The sequence below is a fragment of the Mycobacterium dioxanotrophicus genome, assembly GCF_002157835.1.
In the GTDB taxonomy this organism is placed as follows: Bacteria; Actinomycetota; Actinomycetes; order Mycobacteriales; family Mycobacteriaceae; genus Mycobacterium; species Mycobacterium dioxanotrophicus.
Genome location: NZ_CP020809.1, coordinates 1,729,480 through 1,749,613 on the forward strand (window position 1 = coordinate 1,729,480; position 20,134 = coordinate 1,749,613).

Consider the following 20,134-nt stretch of genomic DNA (forward strand, 5'->3'; position numbering starts at 1 on the left):
TGAGGACCAAAGACCCTAACCGGATCAGCCGTTCGGGACGACGCTGGTGTCATGCCCGACACCATGTTCGACAGCGCCACCATCACCACAGCCGTCCAGCTGGCCTCGCGCGCACCGTCGTTGCACAACACCCAGCCGTGGCGCTGGGTGTACACCGGCGAGGCCTTGCAGCTGTACCTCGATCCGGAACGCGTGGTGCGTTCCACGGACCGGTCGGCGCGTGAGGCGGTCATCAGCTGCGGCGTGATGCTCGACCACGTCGTGGTCGCGATGGCCGCCGCGGGCTGGGCCACCGGCGTCGAGCGGTTCCCCGACCCCAATCACCCCGATCACCTGGCGACCCTGCAGTTCAGTCCGCTCGGTTTCGTGACCGACGCACACCGCAGGCGCGCCGACGCGATCCTGGCGCGCCGCACGGACCGGCTGCCGATGGCCGCGCCAGCCGATTGGGAGTCCTTCGAACCGTTGCTGCGGGCCTGGCTGGCCGCGGGTCCGGTGCATCTCGACGTGCTGACCGACGAGATGCGTCCGCAGCTGGCCGAGGCCGCCATGCTCAGTGAGTCTTTGCGCCTCTACGACTCCGGATACCACGCCGATCTTGCTTGGTGGACAACGCCTTTCGCTACAACCGACGGCATTCCGCAGAGCGCGTTGGTGTCCGCGGCGGAAAGCGACCGCGTCGCGGTGTCCCGGGCGTTTCCGGTGACCGCTCACACCGACCGCCGGCCGGCCATCGGCGACGACGTCGCGCGCATCGTCGTGCTGTCCACCGACGGCTACAGCCGCGCTGATGCGTTGGACTGCGGCGAAGCACTGTCGCAGGTGCTGCTCGAGAGCACGATGGCAGGCCTGGCGACCTGCCCGGTGTCCCAGGTGACCGAGCTGCACGCCAGCCGTGACATCGTCGCCAACCTGATCGGGCGAGACGCCTGCCCGCAGGTACTGGTACGGATCGGGCTGGCACCCGCACTCGACGATGTGCCGCCGCCCACCCCGCGTCGGCCCGTCAGCGACTTCCTCACCATCGCATAGGAATTGGCGATGCGTTTGCGATCGGGCCCGACGGCGGCGAGACTCAGGAGATGATCAGAGTCTTCCTGGTCGACGACCACGAGGTGGTGCGCCGCGGCCTGATCGATCTGCTCAGCGCCGACCCGGAGCTGGAAGTGATCGGTGAGGCGGACTCGGTGGCGCAGGCGCTGGCCCGGGTGCCCGCGAGCGCACCCGATGTCGCGGTGCTCGATGTGCGGCTCCCCGACGGCAACGGCATCGAGCTGTGCCGGGAACTGTTGTCGCGCATGCCGGATCTGCGGTGTCTGATACTGACGTCGTTCACCTCCGACGAGGCCATGCTGGATGCAATTCTTGCCGGCGCCAGCGGCTATGTGGTCAAGGACATCAAAGGTATGGAGCTCGCACAGGCCATCAAGGACGTCGGGGCCGGCCGGTCGTTGCTGGACAACCGCGCTGCTGCGGCGTTGATGGCCAAACTTCGTCACGACGCCGAGCACGCCGATCCGTTGTCGGGGCTGACTCAGCAGGAACGGGTGCTGCTCGAGCTGCTCGGCGAGGGCCTGACCAACAAGCAGATCGCGGCCAGGATGTTCCTCGCCGAAAAGACGGTCAAGAACTATGTGTCCCGGCTGCTGGCCAAGCTCGGCATGGAGCGTCGGACTCAGGCTGCGGTCTTCGTCTCCAAACTCGACCGTCCCGGCTAGGTTGAAACGGTGACCGACGATCTGCGAGGAACCCTCTCGCAGTTGCGATTGCGCGAATTGCTCACCGAGGTCCAAGACCGGGTCGAGCAGATACTGACCGGCCGCGACCGTATCGACGGACTGGTCGAGGCGATGCTGGCGGTCACCTCGGGCCTCGAACTCGATGTCACGCTGAGCACCATCGTGCACACCGCGATCCAGTTGGTCGACGCGCGTTACGGCGCTCTCGGGGTGCGCGGTGAAGGCCATGAGTTGACCCAGTTCGTCAACGAGGGCATCGACGACGCCATGCGGGAGACGATCGGCCACCTGCCCGAAGGTCGCGGCGTGCTCGGCGTGCTGATCGACGATCCGAAACCCATTCGGCTCGACGACATCCGGCTGCATCCGGCGTCAGTGGGCTTCCCGCCGAATCACCCGCCGATGCGCACCTTCCTCGGTGTTCCGGTCCGCATCCGCGACGAGGTGTTCGGCAATCTCTATCTCACCGACAAGACCACCGGCCAACCGTTCAGCGAGGACGACGAGGTGCTGGTGCAGGCGCTCGCAGCGGCGGCGGGCATCGCCGTCGAGAACGCCCGGCTCTACGAACAGTCAAGGGCCCGGCAAGCGTGGATCGCGGCCACCCGCGACATCGGCACGGAGTTGCTCGGCGGTACCGACCCGGCCAGGGTTTTCCGGCTGGTGGCCGACGAGGCACTCAAGCTGACCGGCGCCGACGGCACGGTCGTCGCCGTGCCCGCCGACGCCGAGGCCGATCGCGGCGACGTCGCCGCGCTCATGGTGGCTGCCACCGCGGGGACGATGCGTGACTGCGGTGCCGAGTCGATCCCGGTGACGGGGACGGCGGTGGGCGAGGTCTTTCGCGCGGGCACACCGCAGCGTCCCGATGTGTTCGAGCTGTGCGGATTCACCGGGCCTGCGCTGGTATTGCCGCTGCGCGCCACCGACACCGTGGCGGGCGTCCTGGTGGCACTGCGCACCGAGGGCGGCCGCGCCTTCACCGACGAGCAGATGGACATGGCCGCGGCGTTCGCCGACCAGGCCGCGCTGGCCTGGCAGCTGGCCAGCTCGCAGCGTCGGGTGCAGGAACTGGAGATCCTCTCCGACCGTGAGCGCATCGCGCGTGATCTGCACGACCATGTGATCCAGCGGCTCTTCGCGGTGGGATTGTCGCTGCAGGCGACCATTCCGCGGGCCCGCTCGACGGACGTGCAGCAGCGGCTGACCGACAGCGTGGATGATCTGCAGGCGGTCATCCAGGAAATCCGCACCGCCATCTTCGACCTGCACGGGCGTTCGGCAGGCACGACGCGGCTGCGGCAACGGCTCGATGAGGTGTTGACGCAGTTCGCCGGCAGTGGTCTGCACACCACCACGCAGTTCGTCGGCCCGCTCTCGGTTGTCGACGCGGTGCTCGCCGACCACGCCGAGGCGGTGCTGCTGGAGGCCGTCAGCAATGCGGTAAGGCACGCCGCGGCAACCGAACTCGTCGTGCGCGTTGAGGTGGCCGACGATCTGAGCATCACGGTGACCGACAACGGCAGGGGGATCACCGGTGCGGTGACCGAGAGCGGGCTGGCGAATCTGCGTGACCGGGCCGAGGCCTCCGGTGGGCAGTTGCGCATCGAAAACCGTTCCGGCGGCGGCACAGTGGTGTGCTGGACGGCACCGCTGCCTGCCTAGGTTCGCAGCGTCTCGGCGTCCGGGAAGTGTCGTGGTGTCAGGGCACTCACCAGTGGCGTGTCCACGCCCAGCCGACCGAGTGCGGCGGCGCCGCCGGGAGATCCGAGCGGTGCGTCCCGGCCCGGCAAGGTCTCACTGAAGAATGCGGCGTTGTCGGCCAGATGCGGTAGCTGGTCGTCGGGAAGATCGGTTTCGTAGTAGATCGCCCCCGCATCACACTCGAGCCGGCACGCACCGCAATCCACGCACTCGTCGGGATTGATATAGAGGGACCGGGCGCCCTCGTAGATGCAGTCCACCGGGCATTGCAGGACACAAGCTTTGTGCATGACGTCGACGCATGCTGTTCCGATCACGTACGGCATGGTCAAACCGTACGTAGCCGGGCGGGTCGAGAGAGCCGGGCGAAAGTCCTATTCGCCGAGGACCAAAGTCACTTTCGGTGCCGTGTTCAGTGCGTGTTAAGTGCCGTGTTCGGCCGCGAGAACTCCGGCGAACAGACACAAAAGCCCCTCGACACCGGCGTGTCGAGGGACCTGAGTGTCTGCTCGCGCAGGGAAAGTTACTGGCCGTCCTTGACTTTCGCCATGGCGAGAACGTCGAGGCGCTTGTCGAGTTCGGCTTCCGAGAGCTTGTCGCCGAGCAGGCCGCGGTCGATCACGGTCTGCCGGATGGTCTTCTTCTCCTTGAGTGCCTGCTTGGCGACCTTGGCGGCTTCTTCGTAACCGATCGCCGAGTTCAGCGGCGTCACGATGGACGGCGAGGACTCCGCGAGCTCGCGCAGGTGCGCCTCGTTGGCCACCAGGCCGTCGATGCAGCGCTCGGCGAAGAGTCGAGACACGTTGGACAGCAGCGTGAATGACTCCAGCAGGTTGCGCGCCATCATCGGGATGTAGACGTTGAGCTCGAATGCACCCGACGCCCCGCCCATGGCGATGGCCGCGTCGTTGCCGACCACCTGGCAGGCCACCTGGGTAACCGCCTCGGGCAGAACAGGATTGACCTTGCCCGGCATGATCGAGCTGCCCGGCTGCAGGTCCGGCAGCTGGATCTCGCCGAGCCCGGTCAGCGGCCCCGAGCCCATCCAGCGCACGTCGTTGGCGATCTTGGTCAGCGACACCGCGATGGTGCGCAGTGCGCCCGAAGCTTCGACCAACCCGTCGCGCGCCGCTTGAGCCTCGAAAGAGTCGACGGCAGTTCGCAATTCGGCAAGGCCGGTTTCGTTGACCAGCACCTCGACCACTTTGGCGCCGAAACCGTCGGGCGCGTTGAGGCCGGTGCCCACTGCGGTGCCGCCGATGGCCAGCTCACCCAGGCGGGGCAGCGTCGCCTTGACCCGCTCGATGCCGGCTTCGATCTGGCGTGCATAACCGCCGAACTCCTGGCCCAGCGTCACCGGCACGGCGTCCATCAGGTGCGTGCGGCCCGACTTCACCGTGGTCCGCCACTGCTTGGCCTTGGCGGCCAACGATGCGTGGAGCACCTCGAGTGCCGGAATCAGATGGCGCACAGCGGCTTCCGTTGCCGCGATGTGCGTGGCGGTCGGGAACGTGTCATTGGAGCTCTGCGACATGTTCACGTCGTCGTTCGGGTGCACCGTCACACCGTCGCGCGCCGCGATCGACGCGATCACCTCGTTGGTGTTCATGTTCGAGCTGGTGCCCGAACCGGTCTGGAACACGTCGATGGGGAACTGGTCGTCGTGCAGGCCGTCGGCGATCTCCCCGGCCGCGGCGATGATCGCGTCTGCCTTCTCCGGTGCCAGCAGGCCCAGGTCCTTGTTCACCTGCGCACACGCGGCCTTGAGCAGTCCCAGCGCCCGGATCTGCGTGCGCTCCAGCCCGCGGAACGAGATCGGGAAGTTCTCGACCGCCCGTTGGGTCTGAGCCCGCCACAGGGCGTTGATCGGCACCCGGACTTCGCCCATGGTGTCGTGCTCGATTCGGAATTCACCTTCGACTGCGCTGTCGGCGGACATGTGCTCCCTTTGTGTGTGCGGTGGAGTTGTTCGGGTGGATTACGGCAGGGGACGGACGGCGGCCGCGTCACCGATGAAATCGATGGCGGAGTACTCGTTGAGCTTGGAGAGCCGGTGGTAGGCCTCGATCATCCGGACGGTGCCGGACTTGGACCGCATGACGATCGACTGCGTGGTGCAGCCGCCGCTGGCGTAGCGCACACCCCGGAGCAGGTCACCGTCGGTCACGCCGGTGGCACAGAAGAAGACGTTCTCGCCGGACACCAACTGCTCGGTGACCAGCACCGCGTCGAGGTCATAGCCCCGGTCGATGGCCTTCTGCCGCTCGGCGTCGTCCTTGGGGGCCAATTTGGCCTGGATCGCGCCACCCATGCAGCGGATGGCGGCCGCGGCGATGATGCCCTCGGGCGTGCCGCCGATGCCTGCGAGGATGTCGGTGCCCGAGTTGGGCCGGCAGGCTGCGATCGCGCCGGCGACGTCGCCGTCGGTGATCAGCCGGATCCGGGCGCCGGCATCGCGAACGTCGGCCATCAGCTGCTCGTGGCGTGGCCGGTCGAGGATGCAGACCGTCACGTCCTCGACCGAAAGGCGCTTGGCTTTGGCGACCTTGCGGATGTTCTCGCCGATGGGGGCGCAGATGTCGATGGCCTCGGCGGCTTCGGGGCCGACGGCGATCTTGTTCATGTAGAAGACGGCCGACGGGTCGAACATCGCGCCGCGTTCGGCGACGGCGAGCACGGAGATGGCGTTGGGCAGACCCTTGCTCAGAAGGGTGGTGCCGTCGACCGGGTCGACGGCGAAGTCGCAGTTGGGGCCGTCGCCGTTGCCGACTTCCTCGCCGTTGTAGAGCATCGGGGCGTTGTCCTTCTCGCCCTCGCCGATCACCACGACGCCGCGCATGGAGACCGAGTTGACCAGCTCGCGCATGGCGTCGACGGCGGCGCCGTCACCGCGTTCTTTGTCGCCGCGGCCGACCCACCTGCCTGCGGCCATCGCTCCCGCCTCGGTTACCCGGACGAGTTCAAGGGCAAGGTTGCGATCCGGGGCTTCGCCGCGAGTGGGACTCATGGGCTGATTCTCCCAGAACCGGCCGCCGTGCGGCGAGCTGGGATACTGCAACCATGACCACCCAGCCCACCCCGGTTCCGAAGGCGGCAAAGTCGCGCTTGCTGCAGGACGGCCGGGACATGTTCTGGTCGATGGCGCCGCTGGTACTGGCGTGTATCGTCCTCGCAGGCATGCTCGGCATGTGCTCGCTGGCGACCGACGGACCTGGCCGCGGTCCCGCGCCGGTGTACGACGCCGCGGCTGGGCTGCGTGCCGACGCCGACGCCCTCAAGATCCCGCTGCGGGTTCCTCAACTGCCTGCCGGCTGGCAGGCCAATTCCGGTAGCCGCGGCAGCATCGACGGTGGGATGACCCTGCCCGACGGGCAGCGCGGTCGGGCGGTGTGGTCCCGGGTCGGCTACCTCACACCCATCGGGGCTTACCTGAGCCTGACCCAGAGCAACGCCGACGAAACGGCGTTGGTGTCCTCGATCAAGGCGGGCGGGTATCCGTCGGGAACCCAGAACGTCGACGGCGTGACCTGGGTGGTCTACGAGAGCGAGAGCCCCGAGTCGGTGTGGACGACGCGCCTGCCCGGTCCGGTGCAGATCGCGATCACGGGAGCCGGTGGTACGGATGAGTACCGTACGCTGGCGGAGGCGACGCAGAAGCAGTCGCCACTTCCCGTCAAGCGATAACGGATGGAGCTGGTGAATGACCGCACCAGAAGCTGATCTCACCGGTTGGACCGTCGCCCCGTTCTCGGCGGCCGATCAGACCTACGACGTGTACCGCAAAGGGGAGGGGCCGGGCGTCGTCCTGATCCCGGAAATCCCCGGCCTGCATCCCGGCGTGCTGGCGCTGGGCAATCACCTGGTGGACAACGGCTTCACCGTCGCCGCCCCGTCACTGTTCGGCACCCCGGGGGCGCCCGCGGTGCGTCCGGGCGCCGTCCCGGTGATGATGAAAGCCTGTGTGACAAAGGAATTCGCGGCCTTTGCGACCAACGCCGACCGGCCCGTCGCGCACTATCTACGGGCGCTGGCGCGGGATCTCAACGCAGGCACACCCGGTAAGGGTGTCGGTGTGATCGGGCAGTGCTTCACCGGTGGGTTCGCGCTGGCCGCCGCCGTCGACGACAGTGTGCTGGCCCCGGTGCTGAGCCAGCCGTCGGCGCCGATCGCGCTCACCGCGAAGATGCGCCGCGATCCCGGGCTGTCCGAGGAGGAGCTCAAGATCATCGAGCAACGAGCCGCCACCGACGGTCTGTGTGCGCTCGGCCTGCGCTTCAGCGAGGACCGCTTGGCGCCCGGTGCGCGGTTCGGGACGCTCAAGTCGCGGCTCGGCGATGCGTTCGAGGTCATCGAGATCGACTCGAAAAAGGGCAATTCGCATGGGATTTCGCCGATGGCCCACTCGGTGCTCACGGACCAGGTCCGGGAGGTCGACGGGCATCCGGCCTACGAAGCGCGCAAGCGGGTGGTCGAGTTCCTCAAGACTCGTCTGACGGCGGCGTAGCGGGTCCGGTGACCGGGGCGGTCTGCTCGCGCGGAGTGGTGGTCTTGGTGGCGCCGGTGCGGAACCGGGACCACAACCGCTTGCGGGGCGCCTCCTCGTGCACCTCCAGCTCGACACCCTTGTAGACCGCCAGGTAGACGCTCACGGTGGTGACGATGATGATCATCAGCACCGGGCCGATCACCAGGCCGAAGAAACCGAACATCGAGATGCCTGCGAAGACCGCCAGCAGCATCAGCGCGGGATCCAGCCGCGCGGCCTTCGGTACCAGGAACGGGCGCAACACGTTGTCGATGTTGGTGACGACCAGCAGATGCCACGCCACCACGAAGATGCCGCCGGCGACATTGCCGAAGAACACCATCCCGATGCCGAACGGGATGGTGACGATGCCGCCGCCGAGCGGGATCACCGACAGCGCGGTCAGCAGGATCGCGAAGATGAAGAACCCTTCGTGAAAGCCGCCGATGTAGATCGAGATCGCGCCTGCGACGCCCTGGCACAGCGCGATGACGAACTGACCTTTGACCGTGCCCTTGACCATCGCGCCGGTCTTGGCCAGGTACAGGTCGGTGATCTCCTCGCCCAGCGGGTTGAGCCGACGGATCAGCGTGATCACGCTGTCCTGGTTGACCAGCAGCGATATGAATACGTACAGGAAGATGATCGACGACGTGATGGCGCCGACCATCCCGCCGACCGCCCCCTGCAGCACGCTGAGCAGCCATTCGCCGATCCGCTGCGACAGCGTGACGATGCTGCCGCGCAACGATTCCGCGGTGACGTGGATGTGCAGGAACGGCACGCGCTCCAGCAGCGAGTTGATCAGATCGAGGGTGCGGGTGCCCAGCGTGCTCAGGTCCGTCGCCGCCACCCAGTTGCTGACCGCGTTGACCATCTGGGTGACCTGCACGATGCCGAGGAAGACCAGCAGCGACACCGGCACGATCAACAGCAACAGCGCCCACAGCAGGGTCAGGGTGGCCGACAGTCCGGTGCCGAACCGGCGCAGCAGTCGGTGATACAGCGGGGAGAACAGGTAGGCGCCGACGGCGGCCATCACGATCAGGATGAAGAAACTGCGCAAGAAGTAGGCGCCGAGCAACAGTGCGATGACGGTGGTGACCGCCAATGCGCGTCTCTGGGTGAGCGTGAATTGGTTGTCCATGCCGCCTTTCCCGCCGTTGCGCTGACCTTATCGTCCGGCGGGGGCGGCGTTCGGCGGCTACGCCCCGGCGAGTTTCATGACGTGGCCCAGCACGTCGGGGTAGCGCTTGAGATGTGCTCCGCCGTTGAGATCGATGACCTCACCGGTCAGCCACGACGCCTGCGGTGAACAGATGAACACCACGGCCGCGGCGATGTCCTGCGGAGTGCCGGCGCGGCCCAACGCGGTGTTCTCGACGTAGTCCTCGACCACGCCCGGAATCATCGCGGCGGGCTCGGTCAGCGGCGTGTGCACGAATCCCGGTGCGATGGCGTTGACCCGGATACCGCGCGGACCCAGTTCGAGGGCCGCGACCTGGGTCAGCATCGACAACCCGGCCTTGGCTGCGCAGTACGCGCTCATCCCGGCTGCGGGCTGGCGCCCGTTCAGCGACGAGATCGATACCAGCACACCGCCTTCCGGCAATCGCTTACCGGCATGCTTGGCGACGATGAATCCGCCGGTGAGGCAGACGTCGATGACCGAGCGGAACTGGTCGACGGGCATGTCGGTGATGAGCCCGACATTGCTGAACCCTGCGCAGTTGACCACGGCGTCGATCGGGCCCACTTCGGCGAACAGGCGCTGCACCGACTCCTCGTCGGTGACCTCGACGTGGCCGCTGGTGTGTGGTCGGCCGAGTTGGGCGGCCCGGGTGGCGGCGCCGTCGGCATTGCGGTCGGCCAGCACCACGCGGCAGCCGTCCTCGGCCAGTGCCTGCGCACTGGCCCACCCGATGCCGGACGCGGCCCCGATGACCAGTGCGACCCGTTGGCCGGTCATGCGTCGGCCATATCCGGAGTCGGGTCGCCCCACTTCTTGGCTATCGCGTTCCACACGTCGGCGTACCGGCCCGGATAGTCCCTGTATGCGGACTTCGACCGCAGGAACCCCCGGATCAATGGTGCAGCCAAGCCGATCGGCAAGCGTTTCCATCCGGCGTTGGCGCTGGTGTCGGCGAGCAGTTGGCTCCAGGAGTGATGCTGGAAGCCGAGCACTTCCTGTGCGCGGGTGGTGTCCATCCAGTCGGTGGCGAACCACGCCGTGTCACTGGCCGGGTCGCCGGGCCGGCCGAGAGGCAGGCCGCCCCTGATTCTCATGGCGGCGGCCGCCTGGGAGCCGACTGCCGACTGGGTGTGCCGATGCGTCTCGGGATCGCCGCCGATCAGCAGCACTTCACGGTTGGCGTCCTCGGTCGTGGTGGCCTTGGCGAACGCGTCCGCGACGTCACGCACGTCGACGGTCTGCAGACGTCCGTCGGCGGGCAGCACACTTTCGAACGAGATCAGGTCGACGTCGATGTCGAGACTGAACTCGGAGCTCATCACCCCGCCCAGCCGCAGGATCAGCCAGTCCAGCGTGGACGCCCGGACCAGGGCTTCAGCCTCGACCTTGTGGGCGCCGTAGATGTCGGACGGGTTGGTCGGGGTGTCCGCGGTCAGCACATCGGTGATCCGATGCGGATTGCGGGCACCGTAGACGGCAACGCTGGAGGCCTGCACGAACCGTGGTCGTTGGGCCTGCGCCTCGGCCGCTCGCAACAATGCCGCGGTGGCCTCGACGTTGACCTTGCGGGCCAGGCCGCGGCGCATATAGCAGAACGGCGGGATGATGGCCGCGAGGTGAATGATGGCGGCAGGGGAGACCTCGGCGACGAGCGCGTCGACAGCCGAGGTGTCGGTCAGGTCGGCCCATCGGACCCGCACGCCGGACGGTAGCTGGGCGGCGGCCTTCCGGTTGGCCGCCATGTCGAGATCGGTCGCCACGACCTCGCGTCCCGAGGCGGCCAGTGTTTGCACGACCTTGGATCCGACCAGTCCGAACGCGCCGGTCACCAGAACGGTTTCTCCCGACATGGACCTCCTCGCTAGAACGTGTTGCAACAGTAGCGAACCGCGCTGTGGTGCGCGTCACCATCACCGACGCGGATTCTGCAGGCCGCCGGGCCATCATTCGCTTGCCGCCCCTCAGCAACCTGTCAACGTGGACTGCGCTGGGCAGGGGATCAGTACGGCGAACGTAGACGACGTTGCCGTGGATGCATGAGATCTGGATCACTATCGGCGCCGGAATGTGACGGCCCGCGCCGCGCCGCCGATTCTGTGACGATTTGCCCGACGACCATTCATATTTCGATTTGTCAGTTTGCCTGATGTGTCTGCATTGTGGCTGTGGAGAAGAAAAGAAAACGAGCAGATCGCAGGTGATTGTGATGTACTCGGTTGCACTCGTCGACAATTGGGGAGGTGCGGAATGTCAGAAGATGTCGTAGCGGGGGTTAACGACAGCGGATCGGAACAGGTTGCCGGTCAGATAGCTGTGGGCACACCGGTCACGGTGTATCCCGGAACCGACGATGCCCTACATGGGGTCGTTGTCGAGGACTTCGCGGATCTGGCAGGCACCGCCGTCGAGATCGCCGGTGAACGGATCGTGGGCCCGGCCCGACGGTGGGCCGTCAACCTCGACGACGGCGGCTTGGTGTTCGTCGACGACGACAGCATCGCCGCCGACCCACAACTGGCCTGAGCCTCACCGCACGATCAGCGGCAGTCGGCTCAGCCGGCGCACCAGCAGGCTGGGGAGCCATTCGGCGTCCCCGGTCGGCTCGATGACGCCCCCGTTCGCCAGCACCTGCGATATCACGATCCGCGCCTCAAGCCGCGCCAGCGCGGCGCCCACACAAAAGTGCGCACCCCTCCCGAACGCCAGGTGGCCCTTGGCGTTGGCACGATCCATGCGGAACTCGTGCGGATTCTCGAACGCCGCCGGATCCCTGTTGGCCGCACCCCACAGCAGCAGGAGATGAGATCCGGCCGGCATGGGCGTCCCCGCCAGCGTCGTATCTGCCAGTACGTGCCGGAAGTGGCCCCGAAACGGTGACTCGTACCGCAGCACCTCCTCCAGGAACACCGGCGTCAGAACCGCGTCGCGGCGCAGCCGGTCGGCGACGTCAGGCCGGTGCGCCAGGACCTGTACGGCGCTGCCGATCAGCGACGCCGTGGACTCCGCGCCGGCGCTGACCAACTGGATCAGCATGAACGCGGCGGTATCGGTGCCCAACCGCTCCGTCGCGCAATACGTCGCGAAATCGCCCAGCAGATCGTCTCCCGGGTTCGCCGCGGCCCGCCCGAACTGTTCGACCAGGTAACCCCCGAGCTCGACCGCCGCGATACCCGCCGCCGTCAGCTGGTCCTGATCGACCAGACCGTCCAGCAGCTGCGTGCTGGCGTACGCCCAGGTGACCAGCTGATCGGCATCGGCGGCCGGCAGCCCGAGCAGCCGCGCCACCACCAGCATGGGCAACCGGTCGGCCACGGTGGCCATCCAGTCGAAGTCTCCGGTCGGGAGCAGCTCTGCCGCGGTCGCGGCGATGAACGGCTCGAGCTCGCGTATGCGTTTGGCCACCAGCCGGGGCAACACCAGCTTGCGGTGGGTGGCGTGGATCGGATCGTCGGCGGTCGCCAGCACGTGCGTGGCACCGCCCGGACCTTCCATGGTGAACTCGGCGATCGTGCCGTCCGGTTGATGCCACATCGTGGCGGTCAGGTTCGACGAGAAGTCCTGCGGACGGCCGGTGGCCTCGACGACGGCTTCGAATGATGTCGCGGCGTAGAACCCCGATTCACCGATGCGCGCTACAGCGTCCTCGGCGCGCATGCGGTCGTAGAGGGCGTAGGGGTTCTGCAGAGCGGCCCGGTCGAAGAGTTCATGTGCCAGGAGCATTGCCCCAGGTTGACCGCCTGTTTCGGAGCCGTCAACGGATCGGCACGAAGTTGACATGCCGCTGCGGCGATGCGCGGTGACTGCCGTCTCAGCAGGTGCGGGCATGCTGCGTCGATGCTGAGATCAATCTCTGTTTGTGTCTCAAACTGAGATAGCGTTGCTGCCATGTCTCGACGTGGCGAGGACTGGTTGGTCGGTGGTGACCGGCGTGCGCACGCCGCCGAGCGCATCTATGCCGCAGCCACGGAGCTGGTGGCCCGCGACGGTCTCGACTCCCTCGACATCGACGCCATCGCCGCGCATGTGCACTGCTCACGGGCGACGGTGTACCGGCACGCCGGTGGTAAGTCCGAGATCCGCGACGCCGTGCTGTCCCGGTTGGCCGCCAGGATCGTCGAAGAGGTCCGGGGTCAGGTGAACGGGCTCGCCGGGCCGGACCGGGTCGTGACGGCGGTGGTCGTGGCGCTGCGGCTCATCCGGTCGGATCCCATGGCCGACCTGCTCCTGACCTCGCTGCGCGCCGGCAATGGGGCTGTGTTGACCGAATCACGCGTCCCCACGGCGTTCGCCACCGAACTGAGCGGCCTCGCTGAGAACGATCCCGCTGCGGCGGCCTGGATCGTGCGCCTGGCGTTGTCACTACTGGTCTGGCCGGGCGCCGACGCGGGCGCCGAGCACGAGATGCTGCGCCGGTTCGTCGTGCCCGCGTTCGCCTAAAGGCGCTTGACGCAGCGAAAACCGATGTGGCTCATACCGGTATCGACCATCTGCGGCCGCCGTGCTGCGGGCCGGTACCGCATGCAGTAGCTGTCGGCGCACAGGAACGATCCGCCCTTGATCACCTTGCGGCCGATTTGGAACTGCGGCTGATTCGGATCGTAACTGTCTGCTGCACAGCATGATTGAGTCGACCGGTCGGCGCCGTACCAGTCGCTGGTCCACTCCCAGACATTGCCGGCCATGTCGAACAGCTCGTAACCGTTGGGTGGGAAGCTCCCCACCGGTTTGGTGGTGCCGTATCCGGTTTCGGGCAGGTACGGGAATTCGCCGTGCCAGTAGTTGGCCAGCTGCTGTCCGGGCTGCTCCGGCTCGTCACCCCAGGTGTAGGCCGCGCCGGCCAGCCCGCCGCGGGCCGCGGTCTCCCATTCGGCCTCGGTGGGCAGGGCCAGTCCGGCCCAGCCGGCGTAGGCCTCGGCGTCCTCGTAGGCGACGTGCACCACAGGGTGGGTCTCCCGTCCCCGCAGTGACGACCGCGGCCCGCGCGGGTGGTTCCAGCACGCGCCCGGCGTCCACTGCCACCACAGGTTGAGGTGCCGGTCCACCGGGCCCGGGGTCCGATGGAACACCATCGATCCCGGCACCAGATTCTCCGGCGGCGCATCGGGGAAGTCGGCAGGGTTCAGTGCGCGTTCGGCGACCGTCACATAGCCCGTCGCTGAAACAAACTGGGCGAATTGATCATTCGTCACCTGGTGCGACTGGATCCAGAAGCCGCCGGTCTCGACCGGCCGCACCGGGCCTTCCTCGGCATAGTGCCGGTCGGAGCCGAGCAGGGTGGTCTGCGCCGGTATCCAGACCAGATCGGTGTCGGGCTCAGTCAAAGATCCGCGCCCAGTCGTCGCGCATGCTCGCCACCGGCCAGCCGCGGTCAGCGGCCAGCGCCAGCGCTCTCTCCGCACCTGCGGTGTATTCGAATTCGCGCTCGGCGTCGTCGTGGCGCACCAGCATGCTCAACGACGGTCCGGCACCTGCACTGGTGTACTCGAGCATTTCGATGTCGCCGTTGGAGTTGCCTGCCGCGAAGATCGGCCGCCTGCCGACCCGGCCCCAGATGCGTACCGGCTTGACCGGCCCGTCGTCCAGGAACTCCGGTGTCGCCGTGGTTTTGAGGTGCCCGTCGACGAAGTCGAGTCCCACCGAGCTGCCGATGACGCGTTCCGGTGGTATCCCGTACATCGCTGTGGTGACCGGACGCATGAAGTCCCGGCCGCCGCCCGACGCGATGTAGGTGGTGAAGCCGTTGGCCTCGAGGTAGCGCAGCAACTCGACCATCGGACCGTAGCCACATGAGGTGTACGGCCGCTTCAGTGTCGGATGCTGCGCGTCGGCGAAGAACGCCTTGACGCACTCGGCGTGGTCCTCGACCGGCAGGCCGGCATAGGCCGAAAGGATACCTCCGGCAAGGACTTTGAGTGCCGAGTCGTCACCGTTGTAATGCTTGGTGACGGCGTCGCCGAACCAGCCGAGGTCACCGGCTGCGGCCGCGGCGTAGGGCTGCTCGCTGGCGAGTGCTGGGTCGGCCGCGGCTTGTTCGGCCAGCCTGCGCACCAGAAAATCCAGCTGGATGTAGGCCGGCTTCTCGCACCACAGCGTGCCGTCGTTGTCGAACACCGCGACCCGGTCCTCAGGCGCGACTTCGGTGGTGGCCCGGCCGGTGAAGTCGACGATCGCCTCCTTCACCGGCCCGTCTTTCCACGACTCCAGTAGTGCCACGCTCACCCGCCCCGGGTGGCCAAGAACTTCTCGAGTTCCTCCACGGCGTTGTTGATGGTGAACGAGGCCGGCTTTTGTCGTGGTGGGAACTCTTTGAACGTCTCCAGGAACTGGTTGACGATAGCGCTGCCGTAGAACATGAGGTACAGCCGATCGATCAGCCAGTCCCAGTAGGTGTTCGATGTGACGTCGGCGTGTTCGAACGGGTCGGTGCGCAGATTGAACAGCTTGGGTGCCCGCAGCTTGGTGAACGGTTCGAACCACACTTCGAGCGTGCCTTGGCAGCGTTGCTCCATGAACACGATCTTCCAGTTGTCTGCGCGGATTCCCAGGACATCGCCGTCGTCGGAGAAGTAGATCATCCCGCGTCGGGGTGACTTGTCGACCTCGCCGGTCAGGTAGGGCAACAGGTTGTAACCGTCGATGTGCACCTTGTACTCGGTCTCGCCGTCGGCCCCCGCTTTGTGGCCCGCCTTGAGTTTCTCGACGATGTCCGGGTCACCGGCGGCAGCGAGGAAGGTCGGCAGCCAATCATGGTGCTGCACAATCTCGTTGGATACCGTTCCGGGCGCGATCTTGCCGGTCCACCGGATCATCTCGGGGATCCGGAAGGCGCCCTCCCAGTTCGTGTTCTTCTCGCTACGGAACGGGGTCGTCGCGCCGTCGGGCCAGCTGTTGGCGTGCGGACCGTTGTCGGTCGAGTAGATGACGATGGTGTCCTCGGCGAGTCCGAGTTCGTCGACGAGGTCGAGCAGCGTGCCGACGTTGCGGTCGTGGTCGATCATCGTGTCGTGATAGGGCGACTGCCAGCGTCCGGCCTGTCCTTTGCTCTCAGGCTTGGTGTGGGTCCGGAAATGCATGTGGGTCATGTTCATCCACACGAAGAACGGCGTGCCGGACTCGTGCTGCCGCCTGATGAAATCCGCACAGGCTCCGGTGGTCTCGTCGTCGATGGTCTCCATCCGCTTCTTCGTCAGCGGTCCGGTGTCCTCGATGCGTTGTTTGCCAACCGGGCCATACCGCGGGTCGACCTCGCCGGAATCTTCCTCGGTGGCCCAGGAATGGATGACACCGCGAGGCAGGAGAGCTGCCCGGAGTAACGGCGCTTCCTCCGCGGTGGGATAGTCGTCGTGCTCGGGCTCCTCCTCGGCATTGAGGTGGTAAAGGTTGCCGAAGAATTCGTCGAACCCGTGCGCGGTGGGCAGGTACTTGTTGAGGTCGCCGAGGTGATTCTTGCCGAATTGCCCTGTGGCGTAACCCAAGGGTTTCAGTAGTTCGGCGATGGTGGGGTCTTCCTTGTGAAGCCCCACGTCGACACCGGGCATGCCCACCTTGCTCATCCCGGTGCGGTAGACGCTCTGGCCGGTGATGAACGACGCCCGGCCAGCAGTGCAGCTCTGCTCACCATAGGAGTCGGTGAACAGCATGCCCTCAGTGGCAATACGGTCGATGTTGGGAGTCGAATAACCCATCATGCCGCGGCTGTAACAGCTCAGATTCCAGATCCCGATGTCGTCACCCCAGATGACCAGGATGTTGGGTTTTCCGTTGGGCATCCGTGTTCCTTTCTAATCCTTGGCCAGAAATTCGTGGAGCTTCTCGACCACCTGGTCGACGCTGAAGCTCGCCGGTGGGTGCCGGGGCGGGAACTCCTTGAACGTCTCGAGGAACTTCGTGGCCATCGCGGTTGCGTAGAACACGAAGTAATCGTGTCGCAAGAACCACTCGTAATACGTGTTCGAGGTGATGTCCGCGTACTCGTACGGGTCGGTACGCAGGTTGAACAGCTTCGGTACGCGCAGCGGAGTGAACGGTTCGGCCCAGATCCGCAGTGTCCCGGGGCAGCGTTGTTCCTGGAACACGATTTTCCAGTTCTCAAAGCGCATCGCGACCAGGTCGGCGTCGTCGGAGAAGTAGAAGAAGCCGCGCCGAGGGCTGGAGTCCACCTCGCCGGTCAGGTACGGCAGCAGGTTGTACCCGTCGATGTGCACCTTGTACTCGGTCTGGCCGTCGGCGCCGGCCGTGTGCCCGCCTTTGAGCTTCTCGATGATTTCGGGCTCGCCTGCGGCGGCCAGCAGCGTCGGCAACCAGTCGTGGTGCTGGACGATCTCGTTGGACACCGTGCCCGCCTTGATCTTTCCGGGCCAGCGGATCATCTCCGGTACGCGGAAGGCGCCCTCCCAGTTGGTGTCCTTCTCGCTGCGGAACGGCGTGGTGCCGCCGTCGGGCCAGCTGTTGCGGTGCGGGCCGTTGTCGGTCGAGTAGATGACGATGGTGTCCTCGGCGATGCCGAGTTCGTCGAGCACGTCGAGCACCGTGCCGACATTGCGGTCGTGATCGATCATCGTGTCGTGGTAGGGCGACTGCCAAAGCCCTGCCTGTCCACGGCTTTCCGGCTTGGTGTGGGTGTACAGGTGCATGTGGGTGAAGTTGCACCACACGAAGAACGGGTTGCCTGCGTCGTGCTGGCGCTTGATGTAGTCGATCGTCGCATCGGCGATGTCCTCGTCGATGGTCTCCATGCGCTTGGCGGTCAGCGGGCCCGTGTCCTCGATGGTCTGCTTACCGACCGGACCGAATTTCGGGTCGTCGGGTTCTTCCGACACCTCCGTGGTGGCCTTGCACTTGAGCACGCCGCGCGGCTTGGCCAGGTTGTAGAGCCGCGGGTACCGGTCCTCGTGCGGGTAGTCGAAGTTCTCCGGCTCCTCTTCGGCGTTGAGGTGATACAGATTGCCGAAGAACTCGTCGAACCCGTGCACGGTCGGGAGGTACTTGTTGAGGTCGCCGAAGTGGTTTTTGCCGAACTGTCCGGTGGCGTAGCCCAGTGGCTTGAGCAACTCGGCGATCGTGGGGTCCTCAGCGGCCCAACCGATGTCGACGCCGGGGACGCCGACTTTGCTCATCCCGGTGCGGTACACGCTCTGCCCGCTGATGAATGCCGCCCGCCCAGCGGTGCAGCTTTGCTCGCCGTAAGAGTCGGTGAAGCGCATGCCCTCGTTGGCGATGCGGTCGATGTTCGGGGTTCGGTAGCCCATCAGCCCGTCGCTGTAGCAACTCAGGTTGCTGATGCCGATGTCGTCGCCCCAGATCACCAGGATGTTCGGTTTGCCGTTAGGCATGAAAGCCCCCTCGTAGCGGAAAAACCTGTGTCCGTGGGACTTTATGCGGTACGGACGACCAGCGCTGCGGGTTGGGGAGTGCGGGAAGAGAAATTTACGCCAATGTCCACTCTGGCGTTGCGGACGGTGACGGCGCACGCTGGAATGCGGAGGTTGATCGACATGTACGACAAAGATCTGTCCAACAAGTGGTTCGTCGAAATCGAGTTCTCCGAAGACGACATTCACACCCACGCATCAGCGCACGCACAGCTGCACGACGGCGTCATCACGACCACCGGGGATGCCTACCGCAATCCCAAGGACCCGAGCGCACCGACGGTCGGCGAGGACATCGCGGCCGCCCGTGCGTTGATCGCGCTCGGTACCGAGCTGTTGCACCTGGCGTCGGCTCGCATCGAGCAGGGCACCCACCATCCGGTGCACCTGTACCGCTGAGTTCAGGCGAGCGCCGGCTGCGTGGCCGGCCCGGCCTCCATCTGGCGGAACAACTCGACGTAGTACGGCATGCTCGCGGTCATCGCCTGCTGCGTGGTGAACAGCGGCTCGTATCCCAGATCGCGCTTGGCTTTGGCGATCGAGAAGTAGTTGTTGAGGTAAAGCCGTTCCACGGCAAGGGGTTCGATCAACGGCTCGGGGATGCCGAACTTGAAGTGCAACCGCTGCCACAGCGTCATGGCCTTGTGCACGAGCCGGCCCGACACCCGGATGTTGGGAAGCCGGTGTCCGCATGCCGCGATCACCGGGCGGGCGAACTCGAACATGTTGACGGGGTCGCCGTCGTTGATGAAATAGGCCTGACCGGGAGCCGTGCCACCCGGCACGAGATGCTCGGCGGCCAGGATGAAACCGTGAATCAGGTTGTGTACGTAGCTGTTGTCCAGCTTGATGTTCTTGTTGCCGACCAGCACCTTGACGTGTCCGGCCAGCACGTTCTCGAAGACTTTGCGGAACATGGTCTGATCGCCCCGCCCCCAGATGCCGCTGGGGCGGATCGAACAGGTGAGCATGTCGTGTTCCCCGTTCTGGCTGAGCACGAACTTCTCGGCGACGACCTTGGTCTCGGTGTACAGGTCGTTGAACCGTTGGGTGTACGGCAGGGTCTCGTCGCCGTTGACGATGTTCTGGCCACCCATCACCACGCTGTTGGACGCCGTGTAGACGAAGCGTTTGACGCCGGCCGCCTGCGCCGCGTGCACGAGGTTGCGGGTGCCCTCGACGTTGACGGCGAAGCTGCGGTTGCGGTATTCGGCGGTGACAGAGGCGCCGCCCATGAGGTCGATGACGGCCGCGGTGTGGAACACCGTGTCGATGTCCTTCACGGCTGCGGCCACCGTTTCCGGATCGCAGATGTCGCCCTGCAGCACCTCAAGGCCGGCGTGCTCGCCCAACGTGGACGGCGCCCGATCGAAGGACCGCACGGTGTAACCGCGGTCGAGCAGTTCGGTCACCAGGTTGGCGCCGACGAAGCCGGAGCCGCCGGTCACCAGCACGCGGCCGAGTTCAGCTCGCACGTGAGGAGCAGACGAACCACCGCGCACGTGAGGAGCAGAGGAACCGCCGGTCAGAGATGCGTCAGCCATGGCGCAGAGCATAACTGAAACATGTTCCAGTTTCGACCCTGTTCGGCAATATCGCCTGC

The 20,134-nt window shown here is 66.1% G+C and carries 20 protein-coding genes; 8 read left to right on the forward strand and 12 right to left on the reverse strand.

The features are described from left to right. Nucleotides 1–51 precede the first annotated feature (51 nt). From BTO20_RS08305 to BTO20_RS08315, 3 genes are read left to right on the forward strand one after another with little or no spacing between them, the layout of a single operon-like run. Nucleotides 52–1,032 carry an Acg family FMN-binding oxidoreductase gene (locus BTO20_RS08305; protein ID WP_087074919.1) on the forward strand — a complete coding sequence of 327 codons (981 nt, stop codon included), beginning with the start codon at nucleotides 52–54 and terminating at the stop codon, nucleotides 1,030–1,032. A gap of 50 nt (nucleotides 1,033–1,082) precedes the next feature. Beyond that, nucleotides 1,083–1,718: a hypoxia response regulator transcription factor DosR/DevR gene (dosR, locus tag BTO20_RS08310; RefSeq protein ID WP_087074921.1), complete on the forward strand. Its 636-nt coding sequence runs from the start codon at nucleotides 1,083–1,085 to the stop codon at nucleotides 1,716–1,718. A gap of 9 nt (nucleotides 1,719–1,727) precedes the next feature. After that, on the forward strand, nucleotides 1,728–3,404 hold the full coding sequence (locus BTO20_RS08315; protein WP_087074923.1) for a GAF domain-containing sensor histidine kinase: 1,677 nt from the start codon (nucleotides 1,728–1,730) through the stop codon (nucleotides 3,402–3,404). Here the strand turns inward: BTO20_RS08315 and fdxA are convergent. The 3 genes from fdxA to glpX form a co-directional block, all read right to left on the reverse strand. After that, nucleotides 3,401–3,769: a ferredoxin gene (gene fdxA, locus BTO20_RS08320; protein WP_087074925.1), complete on the reverse strand. Its 369-nt coding sequence runs from the start codon at nucleotides 3,767–3,769 to the stop codon at nucleotides 3,401–3,403. The two genes, BTO20_RS08315 and fdxA, sit on opposite strands and share 4 nt — an antisense overlap. 197 nt (nucleotides 3,770–3,966) lie before the next feature. Beyond that, the gene (locus BTO20_RS08325; protein WP_087074927.1) at nucleotides 3,967–5,382 is read right to left on the reverse strand and encodes a class II fumarate hydratase; all 1,416 of its coding nucleotides are present in this window, start codon (nucleotides 5,380–5,382) and stop codon (nucleotides 3,967–3,969) included. A gap of 39 nt (nucleotides 5,383–5,421) precedes the next feature. Further along, nucleotides 5,422–6,450 (reverse strand): class II fructose-bisphosphatase, encoded by a 1,029-nt coding sequence (glpX, locus tag BTO20_RS08330; RefSeq protein ID WP_087081796.1) that lies wholly within the window; start codon nucleotides 6,448–6,450, stop codon nucleotides 5,422–5,424. 53 nt (nucleotides 6,451–6,503) lie between these two features. On the opposite strand from glpX, the gene BTO20_RS08335 reads away from it, so the two are divergent. Together BTO20_RS08335 and BTO20_RS08340 are read left to right on the forward strand one after the other, a co-directional pair. After that, nucleotides 6,504–7,127: a DUF4245 domain-containing protein gene (locus BTO20_RS08335; RefSeq protein WP_087074929.1), complete on the forward strand. Its 624-nt coding sequence runs from the start codon at nucleotides 6,504–6,506 to the stop codon at nucleotides 7,125–7,127. A 16-nt stretch (nucleotides 7,128–7,143) separates the two neighbouring features. Next, complete coding sequence (locus tag BTO20_RS08340) at nucleotides 7,144–7,947, forward strand: dienelactone hydrolase family protein (protein WP_087074931.1); 804 nt, start codon at nucleotides 7,144–7,146, stop codon at nucleotides 7,945–7,947. On the opposite strand, the gene BTO20_RS08345 is transcribed toward BTO20_RS08340, so the two are convergent. Genes BTO20_RS08345 through BTO20_RS08355 form a run of 3 tightly spaced genes read right to left on the reverse strand, consistent with a single transcriptional unit; the run spans nucleotide 7,922 to nucleotide 11,010 of the window. After that, nucleotides 7,922–9,115 carry an AI-2E family transporter gene (locus BTO20_RS08345; protein ID WP_087074933.1) on the reverse strand — a complete coding sequence of 398 codons (1,194 nt, stop codon included), beginning with the start codon at nucleotides 9,113–9,115 and terminating at the stop codon, nucleotides 7,922–7,924. The genes BTO20_RS08340 and BTO20_RS08345 overlap by 26 nt on opposite strands. A 57-nt stretch (nucleotides 9,116–9,172) precedes the next feature. Next, nucleotides 9,173–9,937 (reverse strand): SDR family NAD(P)-dependent oxidoreductase, encoded by a 765-nt coding sequence (locus BTO20_RS08350; RefSeq protein ID WP_087074935.1) that lies wholly within the window; start codon nucleotides 9,935–9,937, stop codon nucleotides 9,173–9,175. Beyond that, a complete protein-coding gene (locus BTO20_RS08355) occupies nucleotides 9,934–11,010 on the reverse strand; it encodes an NAD-dependent epimerase/dehydratase family protein (RefSeq protein ID WP_087074937.1) in 1,077 nt (358 codons plus the stop codon). Before BTO20_RS08355 ends, BTO20_RS08350 begins: the two co-directional genes overlap by 4 nt. Nucleotides 11,011–11,407: 397 nt before the next feature. Between BTO20_RS08355 and BTO20_RS08360 the strand changes: the two genes are divergently transcribed. Then, the gene (locus BTO20_RS08360) at nucleotides 11,408–11,683 is read left to right on the forward strand and encodes a hypothetical protein (protein ID WP_198344296.1); all 276 of its coding nucleotides are present in this window, start codon (nucleotides 11,408–11,410) and stop codon (nucleotides 11,681–11,683) included. A 3-nt stretch (nucleotides 11,684–11,686) separates the two neighbouring features. Here BTO20_RS08360 and BTO20_RS08365 read toward each other — a convergent pair whose 3' ends face one another. Beyond that, nucleotides 11,687–12,880, reverse strand: coding sequence for a cytochrome P450 (locus BTO20_RS08365; protein WP_087074941.1), 1,194 nt, complete (start codon nucleotides 12,878–12,880; stop codon nucleotides 11,687–11,689). 165 nt (nucleotides 12,881–13,045) lie between these two features. Between BTO20_RS08365 and BTO20_RS08370 the strand changes: the two genes are divergently transcribed. Further along, on the forward strand, nucleotides 13,046–13,597 hold the full coding sequence (locus BTO20_RS08370; RefSeq protein ID WP_087074943.1) for a TetR/AcrR family transcriptional regulator: 552 nt from the start codon (nucleotides 13,046–13,048) through the stop codon (nucleotides 13,595–13,597). Here the strand turns inward: BTO20_RS08370 and BTO20_RS08375 are convergent. The 4 genes from BTO20_RS08375 to BTO20_RS08390 are packed head-to-tail and all read right to left on the reverse strand — an operon-like array spanning nucleotide 13,594 to nucleotide 18,492. Continuing rightward, entirely contained in the window at nucleotides 13,594–14,481 is an 888-nt protein-coding gene (locus BTO20_RS08375; RefSeq protein WP_087074945.1) for a formylglycine-generating enzyme family protein, read from the reverse strand. The genes BTO20_RS08370 and BTO20_RS08375 overlap by 4 nt on opposite strands. Continuing rightward, complete coding sequence (locus tag BTO20_RS08380; RefSeq protein ID WP_087074947.1) at nucleotides 14,474–15,379, reverse strand: HAD family hydrolase; 906 nt, start codon at nucleotides 15,377–15,379, stop codon at nucleotides 14,474–14,476. The genes BTO20_RS08375 and BTO20_RS08380 overlap by 8 nt, the downstream gene beginning before the upstream one ends. Beyond that, the gene (locus BTO20_RS08385) at nucleotides 15,376–16,929 is read right to left on the reverse strand and encodes an arylsulfatase (protein WP_087074949.1); all 1,554 of its coding nucleotides are present in this window, start codon (nucleotides 16,927–16,929) and stop codon (nucleotides 15,376–15,378) included. Before BTO20_RS08385 ends, BTO20_RS08380 begins: the two co-directional genes overlap by 4 nt. Nucleotides 16,930–16,941: 12 nt before the next feature. Then, complete coding sequence (locus BTO20_RS08390; RefSeq protein ID WP_087074951.1) at nucleotides 16,942–18,492, reverse strand: arylsulfatase; 1,551 nt, start codon at nucleotides 18,490–18,492, stop codon at nucleotides 16,942–16,944. Between the two features lie 162 nt (nucleotides 18,493–18,654). On the opposite strand from BTO20_RS08390, the gene BTO20_RS08395 reads away from it, so the two are divergent. Next, nucleotides 18,655–18,930: a dsRBD fold-containing protein gene (locus BTO20_RS08395; RefSeq protein ID WP_029366392.1), complete on the forward strand. Its 276-nt coding sequence runs from the start codon at nucleotides 18,655–18,657 to the stop codon at nucleotides 18,928–18,930. A gap of 2 nt (nucleotides 18,931–18,932) precedes the next feature. Here BTO20_RS08395 and BTO20_RS08400 read toward each other — a convergent pair whose 3' ends face one another. Then, nucleotides 18,933–20,087, reverse strand: a complete 1,155-nt coding sequence (locus tag BTO20_RS08400; protein ID WP_087074953.1) for a 3-beta-hydroxysteroid dehydrogenase — start codon at nucleotides 20,085–20,087, stop codon at nucleotides 18,933–18,935. Nucleotides 20,088–20,134 lie beyond the last annotated feature (47 nt).

Bases quoted from the DNA above. Each gene is read 5' to 3' on its own strand.
- BTO20_RS08305 (WP_087074919.1), top strand. From the start codon at position 52: ATGCCCGACACCATGTTCGACAGCGCCACCATCACCACAGCCGTCCAG.
- dosR (WP_087074921.1), top strand. From the start codon at position 1,083: ATGATCAGAGTCTTCCTGGTCGACGACCACGAGGTGGTGCGCCGCGGC.
- fdxA (WP_087074925.1), bottom strand. From the start codon at position 3,769: ATGCCGTACGTGATCGGAACAGCATGCGTCGACGTCATGCACAAAGCT.
- BTO20_RS08325 (WP_087074927.1), bottom strand. From the start codon at position 5,382: ATGTCCGCCGACAGCGCAGTCGAAGGTGAATTCCGAATCGAGCACGAC.
- glpX (WP_087081796.1), bottom strand. From the start codon at position 6,450: ATGAGTCCCACTCGCGGCGAAGCCCCGGATCGCAACCTTGCCCTTGAA.
- BTO20_RS08335 (WP_087074929.1), top strand. From the start codon at position 6,504: ATGACCACCCAGCCCACCCCGGTTCCGAAGGCGGCAAAGTCGCGCTTG.
- BTO20_RS08340 (WP_087074931.1), top strand. From the start codon at position 7,144: ATGACCGCACCAGAAGCTGATCTCACCGGTTGGACCGTCGCCCCGTTC.
- BTO20_RS08345 (WP_087074933.1), bottom strand. From the start codon at position 9,115: ATGGACAACCAATTCACGCTCACCCAGAGACGCGCATTGGCGGTCACC.
- BTO20_RS08350 (WP_087074935.1), bottom strand. From the start codon at position 9,937: ATGACCGGCCAACGGGTCGCACTGGTCATCGGGGCCGCGTCCGGCATC.
- BTO20_RS08355 (WP_087074937.1), bottom strand. From the start codon at position 11,010: ATGTCGGGAGAAACCGTTCTGGTGACCGGCGCGTTCGGACTGGTCGGA.
- BTO20_RS08360 (WP_198344296.1), top strand. From the start codon at position 11,408: ATGTCAGAAGATGTCGTAGCGGGGGTTAACGACAGCGGATCGGAACAG.
- BTO20_RS08365 (WP_087074941.1), bottom strand. From the start codon at position 12,880: ATGCTCCTGGCACATGAACTCTTCGACCGGGCCGCTCTGCAGAACCCC.
- BTO20_RS08370 (WP_087074943.1), top strand. From the start codon at position 13,046: ATGTCTCGACGTGGCGAGGACTGGTTGGTCGGTGGTGACCGGCGTGCG.
- BTO20_RS08385 (WP_087074949.1), bottom strand. From the start codon at position 16,929: ATGCCCAACGGAAAACCCAACATCCTGGTCATCTGGGGTGACGACATC.
- BTO20_RS08390 (WP_087074951.1), bottom strand. From the start codon at position 18,492: ATGCCTAACGGCAAACCGAACATCCTGGTGATCTGGGGCGACGACATC.
- BTO20_RS08395 (WP_029366392.1), top strand. From the start codon at position 18,655: ATGTACGACAAAGATCTGTCCAACAAGTGGTTCGTCGAAATCGAGTTC.
- BTO20_RS08400 (WP_087074953.1), bottom strand. From the start codon at position 20,087: ATGCTCTGCGCCATGGCTGACGCATCTCTGACCGGCGGTTCCTCTGCT.